This is a genomic window from Micromonospora sp. NBC_01739, from assembly GCF_035920385.1.
Lineage (GTDB): Bacteria > Actinomycetota > Actinomycetes > Mycobacteriales > Micromonosporaceae > Micromonospora.
On record NZ_CP109151.1, the window covers coordinates 738,911 to 751,910 of the forward strand.

The following is a 13,000-nucleotide window of genomic DNA, read 5'->3' on the forward strand; positions in this document are numbered from 1 at the left end:
GTGGTGTGCCGGGTTCGGGGGATCCGAATTGGCTTGGCGAATTCGGGAATCGGCACGCCGGTGAGAAATCGACGAAGGGAAAAGCGATGAAACGAAAGCTGCTGATGCTGGCCGCCGCCGGCCTGATGGCGTCCGCCGCGCTGATCCTGCCCGCCGCGTCGGCGTCCGCTGCCGCCGTGGGTGCGGGCTGGGAATACCCGGACGACGTCGCCACCATCCAGGGGTGGGACTACCCGGGCTAGTTGGCGACCCGACCCGACCGCTGAAGGGGCTTCACATGAAGATCCAGCATCTTGCCTTGAAACTGCCAGTGGTGTTCGCGGTGGCCGTCGGCGTCCTGGTCGCCACCGTCTCGCCGGCCGCCGCTGCCAACGACGACCACTACGTGACCACCTGGGACAGCTTCAAGGGTTGCCAGGCCGGCCGCCTTGACTTCGTCGACTACGGCGAGGGAGCGCCCGGTGGTGGAATGAATGACGACTACTTCATCGTGAGGGACACGTGCGCCAACGGTGACGGGGTCTTGGCGTACGTGTATCTCAATGGCGTCCAGAGGGGCACCAAGTACAACGGTGGCGGCTCCGGCACGTCGATCATCTGGGATCCGGTTCAGGTCTACGCGGGGGACGAGGTCAGAATGGTGATCTGCGAGGCCAACGGACCTTCCGACTACCAGGGCTACAACTGCCAGCCCAGCACCTTTCGCAGCATTGACGGCTAGCACTGCAGCGGCACGTGCCTGAGGCGGAGTTCCGGCAGTCCGGCCCCGCCGCACCGAGGTTGGTCCAGGCCACTGCCAGTCGCGCTGCTACGACGCCCGGTACCGCCACATGATCGTGCCAGAACACTCCACAACTCCCAAAGTGGCCCGCCCTCCGATCCGGAGGGCGGGCCACGGCGTTGATCAGGAGGCGGCTGAGGCATCGGTATTTATCTACTTATCAACGTTCGTGCTGGTCATGGCGGCGCCGTGGTGGCCGGCGGTGGGGTGGTCGGAGCTGCGCGACTGGTAACAGTTTGAAAACTTCGCCCACGGTCTTGACATGGAGGGGCTTTCAGTAAGAACTTTTACCACTAACAGTTAACAGTCTTTTCCGAAAGGCTTCCCATGGTTGATCACGAGGCGGACACCTCCGCGGGCGCCGCGGTGGCCGACGTCGACGGGATCGACCGGCGGGACGCCCTGGGAGTGGCGTCCGACGGGATACTGGCCCGGGTCCGGACCGGCGCCGACGAGTTGACCGGGGCGCTGCGGCGGGTCGCCGAACACGTGCTCAGCGACCCGGCGGCGGCGGCCCGGGCGACCATCGTGGAGCTGGCCGAACGCAGCGGCACCTCACCGGCCACAGTGACCCGGTTCTGCCGGGCGATGGGCTTCGAGGGCTACGCCGACCTGCGGTTGGGCATCGCCGCCGAGACCGGCCGGGCCCGCTCGGCCGGGTGGAGCGTCGACATCGGACGGGAAATCCAACCGGGCGACCCCCTGGAACGGGTGTTGGAGCAGATCATCGCCGCCGACACCCGGGCCATGCACGACACCGCCGCGCTGCTCGATCTCGCCGAGGTGGAACGGGCCGCGGTCGCCATCGCCGGAGCCAGCCGGGTCAACATCTTCGGCGCCAGCGGCAGCGCCCTGGTCGGGGAGGAGATGCAGTTCAGCCTGCACCGCATCGGGGTGGCCGCCTGGGCGTGGAACGACGTGCACTCCGGACTCGCCGCCGCCGCCCTGCTGCGGCCCGGCGATGTCGCGTTGGGCATCTCGCACAGCGGTCAGACCCGGGAGGCCATCGAGATGCTCGCCGAGGGCGGCAGCCGGGGGGCCACCACGATCGCGCTGACCGGGTTCCGCCGTTCCCCACTGGCCGAGTTGGCCGACATCGTGCTGCTCACCGCCAGCCAGGCCACCACCTTCCGGCCGGACGCCCTGTCGGCCCGGCATCCGCAACTGGTCGTGTTGGACCTGCTCTACATCGCGGTGGCCCAACGGACCCATGACCGTGCCCACGCGGCCTTCCGGCGTACCGCCCAGGCCGTCGACGGGCACAAGGCCGCGCGAGCGGCCGCCACCTGAACCACGACGCCAGGCCGCCGCTCCGCCGATTCACCTGACCCGACACCACAAGGAGAGCCGAAGAATGTCCGTCAACCCCGAACTCGACCGCCGGACCCTGCTGCGCCGCGCGGCGGCCGCGGGTCTCCTGGTGACCCCCGCCGCCGGTCTGCTCAGCGCCTGCGCCGGCAGCACGCCCAGCCCGAGCAACGACAACGCCGGGGAGAAGAGCGACGACAACCCCTTCGGGGTGCAGGAGAACAGCGCCGTGAAGGTGGTCATCTTCAACGGTGGTCTCGGTGACCAGTGGGCCAAGGAAGACCAGGCGATCTTCAGCGCCAAGCACCCCGACGTCACGGTCAACATGAGTTCCACCCAGAAGATCAAGACCGAAGAGCAGCCGAAGATGGCTACCACCCCCAGCGACGTGGTGATGAACTCCGGCGCCGACATGATGGACGTCAGCACCCTGGTCAACGAGGGCGCCATCGAGCCCCTGGACGACCTGTTGGCCGCGCCGGCCTGGGACAGCCCGGGGACGGTTGCGGACACCCTGCTGCCGGGCACCGTGGCCGACGGCACCTTCCAGGGCAAGTTCTACGTGGTCAACATCGCCTACACCGTCTGGGGCAACTGGTACAACGACGCCCTGTTCAGCAAGGAGGGCTGGGCGCCGCCGAAGACCTTCGACGAGTTCTTCGCCCTGGCCCCGAAGATCAAGGCCAAGGGCATCGCACCGTACGTGTACGACGCCGTGCACGGTTACTACCCGCGCTGGGCGCTGATGGCCACCATCTGGAAGTCGGCCGGCAAGCAGGCGGTCATCGACATCGACAACCTGAAGGAGAACGCCTGGCGGGCCGAGGGGGTGCTGCCCGCGCTGGAGCAGTGGGAGAAGCTGGTCAAGGACAGGCTGCTGCTGCCCGGCCGGCTGGACCACACCCAGTCGCAGCAGGCCTGGCTGGACGGCAAGGCCGCCTTCATCCAGGTCGGCACCTGGCTGAAGAACGAGATGGCGGCGACCATCCCGCCCGGCTTCGAGATGAAGATCTCCGACTACTGGGGTCTGGGCGCCACCGACAAGGCCCCCAACGACGTGTACGCCGGGGCCGGTGAGGGCATCGTGGTGCCGAGCAAGGCGCCGAACAAGGCGGCGGCCAAGGAGTTCCTGCGGGCGGTGCTCTCCAAGGCCGGGTCGGCGAAGTTCGCCGAGCTGACCAAGTCCCTGGCCTCGACCGTGGGCTCCGGCGACAAGGTCCAGGACTCGGCGCTGGCCAGCGCCAACGAGCTGATGAAGAACGCGCCGAAGGACCTGGTCTCGGTGAAGTTCTGGAACTTCTACGCCGACCTGGACAAGGAGAGCCAGAACCTCTCCCAGGAGCTGATGGCCGGCCGGGTCACCGCCGCGCAGTTCGTCGACAAGATGCAGGCCGCCGCGGACAAGGTGGCCAAGGACTCGTCGATCACCAAGCAGACCCGCGACGCCTGACACCCGACCGAACGAGGAAGTGAGCGGCGATGCGGCACGGTGTGGGGCGTTTCGTCACGGGTTTCCTGGCGCTGCCGGTCGGGCTGTACCTCTTCTACGTGGTGTGGCCCTTCCTCCAGGCGGCCGGGTACTCGCTGACCGACTGGGGTGGCTACTCCGACCGGCAACAGTTCGTCGGGCTGGACAACTACCTCCGGTTGTTCTCCGACGAGCTGATCAGGAAGGCGTTCTGGCACAACGTCTTCTTCCTGGTCACCGTGCCGCTGTTCACCATCGCGCTGGCCCTGTTTCTGGCCTTCCTGCTCAACGTGGGCGGACGCGAGGACAAGGCCGGCATCCGGGGGGTGTTCGGCTCCGGCCTGTACAAGGTGATCTTCTTCTTTCCGCAGGTGCTGTCCCTGGTCGTCATCGCGGTGATGTGGCAACAGATCTACCGCGCCGACGGCCAGGGGCTGATCAACGGCGTACTGATGAAGATCGGTCTGGTCGACGAGAACGACCCGATCACCTTCGTGTACGACCCGGAGCCCTTCCTCGGCGTACCGGCGGTGTTGTGGTGGCTGCTGGTGATCGCGGTCTGGAGCGGGGCCGGCTTCTACATGGTGCTGTTCTCCGCGGCCATGCAGTCCATTCCGAAGGACATCTACGAGGCGGCCATCCTCGACGGCGCGGGTCGCTTCCACACCTTCTTCCGGATCACCCTGCCCCTGCTGCGGGACACCGTCTCGGTGGCCTGGGTGTATCTGGGCTTCATCGCGTTGGACATGTTCGCGCTGGTCTACATCATGACCCCCAGCCAGGGCGGCCCGAACCACGCCAGCGAGATCTTCGCCTCGGTGATCAACTTCAACGCCTTCCAGCGGGGCCAGTTCGGCTACGCCTGCGCGATCGCGGTGGCCCTGGCGATCTTCACGATCCTGCTGGCCGCGTTGCAGCTACGGATCACCCGTCGTGAGCGCATCGAGTACTGAGGAGACACCGACGATGAGCACGGTGACCCACCCTCCGGCCGGGCCCGGGCAGGCCCCACCCTCGGACCGTACGCCGGGCCCACCCGCCGCCGTCGGCGGCGGCGCCGGGGCGAAGGTCTTCAACGGCTTCTCGCATCTCTTCCTGGCCGTCTGGGCGATCATGGTGGTCTACCCGCTGCTGTGGGTGATCATGTCGGCACTCAAGACCGACTCGGAGGTCATCCGCAAGCCGCTGTCGCTGTTCCCGGAGACGTTGCAGTGGGACAACTTCGCCCGGGCCTGGACCGAGGGACAGATCGGTTCGTTCTTCCTCAACACCGTGCTGGTGCTGACCGGCAGCGTCTTCCTCACCATGCTGCTCGGCTCGATGGCCGCGTACGTGCTGGCTCGCTACGAGTTCCCCGGCAACCGCTTGATCTACTACATGTTCCTGTCCGGGCTGACCCTGCCGGTCTACCTGGCCGCGGTGCCGCTGTTCAAGGGCGTCTACAACATGGGGGTGACCCTGCCCTTCCTCGGCCCGAACAGCTACTTCATGCTGATCCTGGTCTACGTGGCCTGGTCGTTGGCGTTCACGGTCTTCTTCATGCACTCCTTCTTCCGTACGTTGCCGAACGCGATCGCCGAGGCGGCCATGGTCGACGGGGCCTCCCACAGCCGGTTGTTCTTCAGCGTCATGCTGCCGATGGCCAAGCCGGGCCTGATCAGCATCGGCATCTTCAACGTCCTCGGGCAGTGGAACCAGTGGTACCTGCCGACCCTGCTGATGCAGTCGGTGGCGGACGAACCGAAGAAGCAGGTCATCTCCCAGGGCCTGATCGAACTCTCCGTCAACCAGGGCTACCGCTCCGACTGGTCCGGCCTGTTCGCCGGGGTCACCATGGCGATGCTGCCGGTGCTGATCGTCTACATCGTCTTCCAGCGCCAGGTGCAGTCCGGCCTCACCGCCGGAGTGAGCAAGTAACGAGACCCCACCCGGTCGGTGGGCTGCGTGACACCGAGGCCGACAGCTGGCTCACCGATCGTCGAACGTGATGCCCAGGTGGTCGCGGAGCGCGGCGTGCCCCGCAGGGGTGAGCCGTACGGCGCGGCCGGAGCCGATCCGCACCACCCACCGGTTGTCGAGAAACGTCTCGCACAATTTCGCGCCGGCCAACCCGCCTAGGTGCTCACGGCGTTCCGTCCAGTCGAGGCAGCCGCGCACCAGCGGTCGGCGGCCCGGTCGGGGCTGCGCCGGATCCCAGCCGACCAGGTCGGCCAGCCAGGCCCGTCCGGCGGGAGTCAGAGTGAAGCCAGCGTCGATGTCCAGCAGCCCCTGCCCGGTCATCGCGTCGGTCACCGCCACGCCGATCTGTCCGGCGAGGTGGTCGTAGCAGGTGCGGCCTCGGCGCAGCGCCGCGCTGGCGGTGGCCGCCCGCAGACTGCCGGTGCGGGCCGGACGCGGCTCGGTACGCGCCGCCAGATCTTCCAACAGTTGTGCCACCGAAGGGTCCGCGAGCTGCACGTACCGGTGTCGACCCTGCCGCCGTTCGACGAGCAGGCCGCCGGCGACCAGACGATGCAGGTGCGCGGTGGCGGTGGAGGGCGCGACACCGGCGTGCGCGGCCAGTTCGCTCGCGGTCCACGACCGGCCGTCCAGCAACGCGAGGCAGATCCCCGCACGGGTCTCGTCGGCCAGCAGCGCCGCGAGCCCGGCGAGGTCAGCAGCGGAGGTCACCGGCCAATTGTCGGGTACGACAGTTCGGTGCTCATCGAAGGGTTCCGGTCGTAGCCTTCGCCGCATGAAGGAGATCCACGGCCGCGAGGCGGCCCTCGCCGTGCTGACCAACCCGGCATTCGTGGTGCCACCGGTTCCGCCCGCCTGCGCCGGGGTCGCCTGGCTGCGGGCCACCGTCGGCCGGTTCAGCCAAGGCACCGAGCACGAACGGCGGCGCGCGCTGTCGACGGCGATTCTGGACCAGATCTCGCCGGACTCGCTGCGCCGCGCCGGTGCGGTCCACCCGGTGACGGCCCTGGCCCGTCGGCTGGGGGCGACCGAACCCGTGGTGGAGTTGGTCCGCGACGTGGCGCAGGCCTACCAGCCGGGCACCGGCGACGAGCCCCGGGCGGACGCCGCGGTGGACCGGCTGGTAGCGATCTTCGGCGGCAGTTTCGACGAGCCGACCGCAGCCCGCATCGGTGTGCTCGTGCAGGCGTGCGAGGCCACGGTCGCCCTGATCGACCGGACCCGGCACCAGCGCGTCGACGAGGTGCTGCGCGATGATCCGCCGGTGCCGGCAACCAGGCGGCAGGCGCTGGTCACCACCACCGTGGCGGGCGTGACCGTCCAGGCTGGCGAGGTGGTCCGGGTAGGCCTGGCCGGCGACCTGGCGTTCGGCGCGGGTCCTCGGCGTTGCCCCGGCCGCGCCCATGCTCTCGCGCTGGTGGCCGGAGCACACCGATGAGCGGCTTCGCGGCGTTGCATCGCGCCGGTGACCCGTTGGTCCTGCCGAACGTGTGGGACGTGGCGTCGGCTCGCCTTCTGGTCGAGGCCGGGTTTCCCGCGCTCGGCACCACCAGTCTCGGCGTCGCGGCCACCAACGGCCTGCCCGACGGCGTCGGCGCGACCGAGGCCGAGAGCCTGGCGCTCATCCGCCGCCTGGCGGCGTTGCCGGTGCAGCTGACCGCCGACATCGAGACCGGATCGGTCGCCGCGGCGGTCGGGGTGGCCGAGGCCGGCGCGGTGGGGGTGAACGTCGAGGATGCCCTGCGTCCGGCGGCGGAGCACGCGACACTGATCCGCTTGGTGAAGCGGGAGGTGCCGGAGCTGTTCGTCAACGCCCGCACCGACACGCACTGGCAGCGTCCCGGCGATCTGGCCGAGGCGGTCAGCCGGGTACGGCGCTACGCGGACGCCGGTGCGGACGGGGTGTTCGTTCCCGGCCTGTCCGAGCCCGCCGACATCGCGGCCGTCGTGGCCGCCGTCGAGGTGCCGGTGAACATCCTGTTCCTGCCGGACCGGCACACCGTCGCAGCCCTGGCCGAACTGGGCGTGCGGCGGATCAGCACCGGCTCCCTGCTGTTCCGGGCGGCCCTGGCCGCCATCGTGGACACCGCCACCGCCGTCCGCGACGGCCACCCGATCCGCCCGAACCTGCCACCGTACGCACAGGTGAACGCCGGGTCCGGGCTGCCTGGCTGATCAACTCCGTTTCGGCGCCATGGTGGTATCCCGCTCGCGCGGATCCCGCCATTGCGCCGTAACGGTTTCGTAGCCCCGTCGTCACGCTTCCGCCGAGGGTGAGCGAACCGACATCAGGTGCTTGACTCGTCAATATCTTAACGAGTAAGTTCGACAGGCATCGATATTTGTCTCACGGAAAGCAGGTGAACCGTGCTGAAGTCCCTTGCTGTCGCCGCGGCCGTGGCAGGAGTGCTGGTCGCGGCCCCTCCCGCCTCGGCGGCAACCGCCGAGTCGGGGTGGGGAAGATATCTGCCCGGCAACTGCGTGCCGGGCACGTTCTGCGGCTGGCCCAACTGGGACCACCCGCCGGAGGGCCCCACCGCGACTCCCTCCCTGGTGACCACCACCGACTGGTCCGGCAGCGTCACGGTGTTCAACTTCTACAACTACACCTCCCGCAACGTCGACATCGACTGGCACCTGCCGGGGACGACCTACGCCGGCACCTTCTGCGCCACCCCTGGCGACGCGGACCTGTACGTGCCGATGACCGTGACGAAGGTGGTCTTCCACACGCGCAACTGCCGGTGAATCCCTACCACGACAAGTAGGTGAACCATGCTCAAGACCATGCTCAAGTCCCTCGCTGTCGCCGCGGCCGTCGCAGGCGTACTGGCCACCGCCCCGCCCGCCTCGGCGGCCCCCGCCCAGGCGTCAGACGGAATGTGGCCGGCCGGGAACTGCCCGCAGGGCGTGTTCTGCCTCTGGCCCGAATGGAACGAATGGATGACGCCGGCCCTGACGACCAACACCGACTGGTCCGGCGAGATCCCGGGATACCTGTTCTACAACAACACCTCCCGCAACGTCGACATCACCTTCCGCTGGCAGCATGACTCCCCGTGGGGCCCCTTCACCATCTGCCTCACCCCCGGCAACGGGCAGGACACGTACTGGCCCGGGATCGTGACGAAGGTGAAGGTCCACACGCAGCCCTGCGTGTGGTGATCCCGTAGCACTGCCCGGACGGACCGAGGCGCCAGAGCGTGTCGGTGGGTACGGGCAGGATGGGGGTGTGCTGGTCGCGGTGGTGGCGGGGGAGGGCGGTGCGGGCGTGCTGTGCCCGCTGCGCGTCGACGGGCGGTGCGCCGGTCCGCCCGAGCCCGTCACCGACCTCGCCACCGCCGTCGCCTCGCGGGAGGCCCAGGACCGGCCCCGCTGGGTCTGGGCCTCCGGCGCGACCCTCTACCCCGGCCTGCTGCGCGCCGGGGTCCGGGTCGAGCGCTGCCACGACGTCGAGCTGACCGAGTCCCTGCTGCTCGGCCACGCCGGCCGCTGGGGTGAGCCGCGTTCCCTCGCGGCGGCCTGGGCCCGGCTGACCGGCGCACCGGTGCCACCCGATCCGCCGCCGCGGGCCGCCGCCCCACCCGGGGCCGGGCAGGGCGCACTCTTCGAGGCCGTGCCCGGGCCGCCGGGTCCCGACATCACCGCGTTGACCCGGGTGTACGCCGACCAACTCGACCGCATCGCGGCCACCGGGCATCCCGGTCGCTTTCGTCTGCTGGTGGCCGCCGAGTCGGCCGGGGTGCTGATCGCCGCCGAGATGGGGGCGGCCGGGCTGCCCTGGCGGGCCGACGTGCACGACAGCATCCTCACCGAGCTGCTGGGAGAGCCCTCCCCGGTGGGTGGCCCGCCGCGTCGCCTGGCCGAACTGGCCGCCCGGATCGCGGAGGCCTTCGGCGTACGCCAGTTGCATGCCGATTCCCCGGCGGAGCTGCTGCGGGCCTTCTCCCGTGCCGGCATCGACCTGCCCAACACCCGGTCCTGGGTGCTGCGCGGGGTGGACCATCCGGCGGTGCCGTTGGTGCTGGAGTACAAGGAGCTGTACCGGATCTGGACCGCGCACGGTTGGGCCTGGCGGGACGCCTGGGTCCGCGACGGCCGCTTCCAACCGGAGTACGTGCCCGCCGGGGTGGTGTCCGGTCGGTGGGCCACCCGGGGCGGTGGTGCGTTGCAGATCCCGAAGGTGATCCGCCGGGCCGTGGTGGCCGATCCGGGTTGGCGGTTCGTGGTGGCCGACGCCGGGCAGTTGGAGCCCCGGGTGCTGGCGGCCGTCTCCGGTGACGGCGGGCTGGCGCGGGCAGGGGCCACCGGGGACCTCTACGCGGCCCTGGCGCGGGACGCCTTCGGCGGCGACCGGGGCCGGGCGAAGCTGGCCCTGCTAGGGGCGATGTACGGGCAGACCGGCGGGGCGGCCGTACCGGCCCTGGCGGTGTTGCGGCGCAACTACCCGACGGCCTTCGGGTACGTCGAGGCGGCGGCGCGTACCGGTGAGGCCGGCGGGTTGGTGCGCTCCTGGCTGGGGCGTACCTGCCCGCCGGGCACGGCGGGTTTCGCCACCGATGAGGGGCCGGTCGATCCGGACGCGGCCGGCGACCCGCAGTCGCCCCGGGCCCGGGCGGCGCGGTCCCGGGGCCGGTTCACCCGCAACTTCGTCATCCAGGCCACCGCCGCCGAGTGGGCCTCCACCCTGCTGGCGGTGCTGCGTGGCGAGCTGGCCGGCACCGAGGCCGAGCTGGTCTTCTTCCAGCACGACGAGGTGATCGTGCACTGCCCGGCCGAGCAGGCCGAGACGGTGGCCGAGGCGGTCCAGCGGGCCGGTCGGCGGGCCACCGCCCTGCTGTTCGGCGACACTCCGGTGCGCTTCCCGCTCGATCTGTCGATCGTCGAGTCCTACGCCGACGCGGCCTGAGCAGTCGTACCTGCCCCTCCGAGGGGCACCTTCACCTGGCTGACGACCCGGCCGCTGTGCCAGGCAACCTTTCCTCCGGTGCGGCCGGTACTACCGGTGACCGACTTGCGGGGAAGGGCGGGCACGTTGAACACACCGGAGGGTTTCGACGACTTCGTCGCGACCCGGTCACCGCGGTTGCTGCGTACCGCCTTCCTGCTCACCCGGGACTGGTCGCTGGCCGAGGATCTGTTGCAGACCGCGCTGGCGCGGGCCTGGGAGGCGTGGCGGCGCATCGACGGCGACCCCGAGCCGTACGTGCGCCGGATCATCGTCAACACGTACGCCTCCTGGTGGCGGCGGCGGTGGCGCGGAGAACTACCCACCGCCGACCTTCCCGAGGCGGCTGTGACGATCGATCCGCAGACCGGCCTCGACGACCGCGACCAGCTGTGGCGCGCATTGGGACGACTGCCGCGCCGTCAGCGGGCCGTGCTCGTCCTGCGCTACTTCGAGGACCTCGCCGAGGCGGAGGTCGCCGAGATGCTCGGCTGCTCGGTCGGCACGGTCAAGAGCCAGGCCAGCCGGGCGCTGGCGAAGCTGCGACTGGACGAGACGCTGGCTCCGGAAGGGTTGCCGCGATGAACCTGACCGATCTCAAGCAGGTGCTCGACGAGCGCTCCCATGATGCCGTCGAGCAGGCCGCGCACCGGGTGCGGCTGCGTGGCGTACGGGCCAGGGTGCTTGCGCGCCGTCGTCGGCGGATCGCGGCCTGGGCCACCGTCGGGGTGGCGGCGATGGCGGCCGTCGTCGTGGCCGTCCCCGGAACGCGTCCGGACGTGCCACCCACCCCTGCGGTCAGTCCCTCGTCGACCCCGACCGTCGAGGGATTCCCGGAGTACGCGAACGGTGCTCGCGTAGTGGCTGCCCGCAGTGTCCCGCTGTCGACGCGTCGGGTCGAGGTGACAGTGGTGCCGACCACCCTCGAACTGGTCATCTTCACCCGCTGCGACGGCGTCGACGAGGACATCACGGTGGAGCGGACGGTACGTGTTGACGGCCAACTCGTCACCGAGGGAAGTTGCCACGACGGCAGCCTGCGTCCGCACGACTGGGCGGGCCTGGGCGTCACGGTCGGCCAACCGGCCACCGTCGTGCTGACCGTCACCGGTGTCTACCGGGCCGGCGACGCGGGCGAAATGGCGGTGCCGGTCCCCGAGCGCGGGGAAATCGGGCTCGCCATCGGCGAGCGGATGCCGTTCGACCGCTTTCCGTTGCCGCCCCGGCCGGCGGGCACCCTCACCCCGCTGACCCAGACGGATCTGCCGGCGGGATGCAGCGAGGCGCTGTGCCAGAACGCCATCATCCTCCGATCGGATCCCCAGGACCCGACCCGCCCGGTGAGTAGGGAGCTGACGTGGCCGACGCTGACGTCGATCGACATGGTGTCCCAGACGCCCGGTCTGCTGCGCGTACGGGTCGCCGGTGTGCAGGTCGCCGTCGGCGAGTGGTGGGACTACCGGGCGACCGGTACCGCGATGTACGGCGATACCGACGGCCAGTGGAAGAGTGACTTCGACCTCGACCTGCGCCGCGGTGACAGGGTGGTCGTCGAGGTGGTGCCCGAGCATGTCACCGGGGCCTGGCAGGTCGTCCTGATCCCGGCGACGAGCATCGGCGGGTAGCGTCCGCCGGGGCCTGTCCGACGCTTCGCCGGCTTTTCAAGGAGAAGGCGACTAGCGAAGGATACCCAATTCATCCGATTTGCCCCGCGACTTCCCTTCCTCGCCGGTCGTTGCAATCGGTGTGCGTAGGAAGGGGACGGCCAGGCCGCCCCACACGGGAGGGAGCCCGGCTCTGAACCGGATCGCAGGAATGATCATCGCTGCGGGGGGTGGTCGCCGCATCGGCGGCCCGGAAGCCCTGCTGCACCAGGGCGGCAAGCCCCTGGTCGACCAGATGATCGACACGCTGACCGAGGCGGGCTGCCGGCCCATCGTGGTCGTTCTCGGTGCCGCGGCCGACCAGGTCCGCGAGACCGCTGACCTGGACCGCGTCACCGTGGTGGTCAACCGGGCCTGGGGCACCGGGGTCGGCTCGTCGATCCGAGCCGGCCTGGCCGGGCTCGACGACGACGGGATCGAGGCGGTGGTGGTGGTGCCGGTCGACATGCCCGGGTTGACCGCCGCCGCGGTTCGCCGGGTGACCGCCCTGCCCTTCCCCGACGTGCTGGTCTGCGCCACCTACAACGGCCTGCGCGGCTACCCCATGCTGTTCGGCCGCCGTCACTGGGCCGGCATCGCGACCCTGGCCAGCGCCGATGTCGGGGCCCGCCCCTATCTGCTGGCCCACAAGGACCAGATCGTCGACATCGCCTGCGACACCGTAGCCGACGGCAGCCGCGTCGACACCCCCGAACTCATGGCCCTCTACGGCCTCTCCGTCCCCGAACAACGCATCCCCGCCTGACCCCACCCTCCTCCCTCCCTCGCTCCCCACCCCGCCCCCAGCGCCGTCGATCTTGCACTTTTGGTCGCCGAGATGGGCGGAATGCCACCTTTGCGGGGACAGAAAGTGCAAGATCGACGGGGAGAGG

At 69.9% G+C, this 13,000-nt stretch carries 15 protein-coding genes; 14 read left to right on the forward strand and 1 reads right to left on the reverse strand.

Going from position 1 to position 13,000, the window contains the following annotated elements:
• Positions 1-86: 86 nt before the first annotated feature.
• The 6 genes from OIE53_RS03295 (at position 87) to OIE53_RS03320 (ending at position 5,474) form a co-directional block, all read left to right on the forward strand.
• Positions 87-242: a hypothetical protein gene (locus tag OIE53_RS03295; protein WP_327025074.1), complete on the forward strand. Its 156-nt coding sequence runs from the start codon at positions 87-89 to the stop codon at positions 240-242.
• 35 nt (positions 243-277) lie between these two features.
• Positions 278-721 (forward strand): hypothetical protein, encoded by a 444-nt coding sequence (locus OIE53_RS03300; RefSeq protein ID WP_327025075.1) that lies wholly within the window; start codon positions 278-280, stop codon positions 719-721.
• A 387-nt stretch (positions 722-1,108) separates the two neighbouring features.
• Complete coding sequence (locus OIE53_RS03305; protein ID WP_327025076.1) at positions 1,109-2,071, forward strand: MurR/RpiR family transcriptional regulator; 963 nt, start codon at positions 1,109-1,111, stop codon at positions 2,069-2,071.
• Positions 2,072-2,135: 64 nt separating this feature from the next.
• Positions 2,136-3,539 (forward strand): N-acetylglucosamine/diacetylchitobiose ABC transporter substrate-binding protein, encoded by a 1,404-nt coding sequence (ngcE, locus tag OIE53_RS03310; protein WP_327025078.1) that lies wholly within the window; start codon positions 2,136-2,138, stop codon positions 3,537-3,539.
• Positions 3,540-3,568: 29 nt separating this feature from the next.
• Positions 3,569-4,510, forward strand: a complete 942-nt coding sequence (locus OIE53_RS03315; protein WP_327025079.1) for a carbohydrate ABC transporter permease — start codon at positions 3,569-3,571, stop codon at positions 4,508-4,510.
• 13 nt (positions 4,511-4,523) lie between these two features.
• A complete protein-coding gene (locus OIE53_RS03320; RefSeq protein ID WP_442791372.1) occupies positions 4,524-5,474 on the forward strand; it encodes a carbohydrate ABC transporter permease in 951 nt (316 codons plus the stop codon).
• Positions 5,475-5,525: 51 nt separating this feature from the next.
• Here OIE53_RS03320 and OIE53_RS03325 read toward each other — a convergent pair whose 3' ends face one another.
• Positions 5,526-6,227 (reverse strand): ArsR/SmtB family transcription factor, encoded by a 702-nt coding sequence (locus OIE53_RS03325; protein ID WP_327025081.1) that lies wholly within the window; start codon positions 6,225-6,227, stop codon positions 5,526-5,528.
• Positions 6,228-6,291: 64 nt separating this feature from the next.
• Here OIE53_RS03325 and OIE53_RS03330 point away from each other — a divergent pair, with 64 nt between their 5' ends.
• The 8 genes from OIE53_RS03330 to OIE53_RS03365 all read left to right on the forward strand — a co-directional run bounded on the left by OIE53_RS03330 (position 6,292) and on the right by OIE53_RS03365 (position 12,873).
• Positions 6,292-6,954, forward strand: coding sequence for a hypothetical protein (locus OIE53_RS03330; RefSeq protein ID WP_327025082.1), 663 nt, complete (start codon positions 6,292-6,294; stop codon positions 6,952-6,954).
• Positions 6,951-7,691 (forward strand): isocitrate lyase/PEP mutase family protein, encoded by a 741-nt coding sequence (locus tag OIE53_RS03335; RefSeq protein ID WP_327025083.1) that lies wholly within the window; start codon positions 6,951-6,953, stop codon positions 7,689-7,691. Before OIE53_RS03330 ends, OIE53_RS03335 begins: the two co-directional genes overlap by 4 nt.
• A 192-nt stretch (positions 7,692-7,883) precedes the next feature.
• Positions 7,884-8,264 carry a hypothetical protein gene (locus tag OIE53_RS03340; RefSeq protein ID WP_327025084.1) on the forward strand — a complete coding sequence of 127 codons (381 nt, stop codon included), beginning with the start codon at positions 7,884-7,886 and terminating at the stop codon, positions 8,262-8,264.
• Between the two features lie 27 nt (positions 8,265-8,291).
• The gene (locus tag OIE53_RS03345; RefSeq protein WP_327025085.1) at positions 8,292-8,681 is read left to right on the forward strand and encodes a hypothetical protein; all 390 of its coding nucleotides are present in this window, start codon (positions 8,292-8,294) and stop codon (positions 8,679-8,681) included.
• Between the two features lie 67 nt (positions 8,682-8,748).
• The gene (locus tag OIE53_RS03350; protein ID WP_442791373.1) at positions 8,749-10,425 is read left to right on the forward strand and encodes a bifunctional 3'-5' exonuclease/DNA polymerase; all 1,677 of its coding nucleotides are present in this window, start codon (positions 8,749-8,751) and stop codon (positions 10,423-10,425) included.
• 126 nt (positions 10,426-10,551) lie between these two features.
• Positions 10,552-11,049 (forward strand): SigE family RNA polymerase sigma factor, encoded by a 498-nt coding sequence (locus OIE53_RS03355; protein ID WP_327025086.1) that lies wholly within the window; start codon positions 10,552-10,554, stop codon positions 11,047-11,049.
• Complete coding sequence (locus OIE53_RS03360; RefSeq protein WP_327025087.1) at positions 11,046-12,089, forward strand: hypothetical protein; 1,044 nt, start codon at positions 11,046-11,048, stop codon at positions 12,087-12,089. The genes OIE53_RS03355 and OIE53_RS03360 overlap by 4 nt, the downstream gene beginning before the upstream one ends.
• 190 nt (positions 12,090-12,279) lie before the next feature.
• Entirely contained in the window at positions 12,280-12,873 is a 594-nt protein-coding gene (locus OIE53_RS03365) for a nucleotidyltransferase family protein (protein WP_327025088.1), read from the forward strand.
• The last annotated feature ends 127 nt before the right edge of the window (positions 12,874-13,000 follow it).

Coding starts and splice junctions, on each gene's coding strand:
- OIE53_RS03305 (WP_327025076.1), top strand. CDS start 1,109: ATGGTTGATCACGAGGCGGACACCTCCGCGGGCGCCGCGGTGGCCGAC.
- OIE53_RS03295 (WP_327025074.1), top strand. CDS start 87: ATGAAACGAAAGCTGCTGATGCTGGCCGCCGCCGGCCTGATGGCGTCC.
- OIE53_RS03315 (WP_327025079.1), top strand. CDS start 3,569: ATGCGGCACGGTGTGGGGCGTTTCGTCACGGGTTTCCTGGCGCTGCCG.
- OIE53_RS03345 (WP_327025085.1), top strand. CDS start 8,292: ATGCTCAAGACCATGCTCAAGTCCCTCGCTGTCGCCGCGGCCGTCGCA.
- OIE53_RS03335 (WP_327025083.1), top strand. CDS start 6,951: ATGAGCGGCTTCGCGGCGTTGCATCGCGCCGGTGACCCGTTGGTCCTG.
- OIE53_RS03300 (WP_327025075.1), top strand. CDS start 278: ATGAAGATCCAGCATCTTGCCTTGAAACTGCCAGTGGTGTTCGCGGTG.
- OIE53_RS03360 (WP_327025087.1), top strand. CDS start 11,046: ATGAACCTGACCGATCTCAAGCAGGTGCTCGACGAGCGCTCCCATGAT.
- OIE53_RS03330 (WP_327025082.1), top strand. CDS start 6,292: ATGAAGGAGATCCACGGCCGCGAGGCGGCCCTCGCCGTGCTGACCAAC.
- ngcE (WP_327025078.1), top strand. CDS start 2,136: ATGTCCGTCAACCCCGAACTCGACCGCCGGACCCTGCTGCGCCGCGCG.
- OIE53_RS03365 (WP_327025088.1), top strand. CDS start 12,280: ATGATCATCGCTGCGGGGGGTGGTCGCCGCATCGGCGGCCCGGAAGCC.
- OIE53_RS03320 (WP_442791372.1), top strand. CDS start 4,524: ATGAGCACGGTGACCCACCCTCCGGCCGGGCCCGGGCAGGCCCCACCC.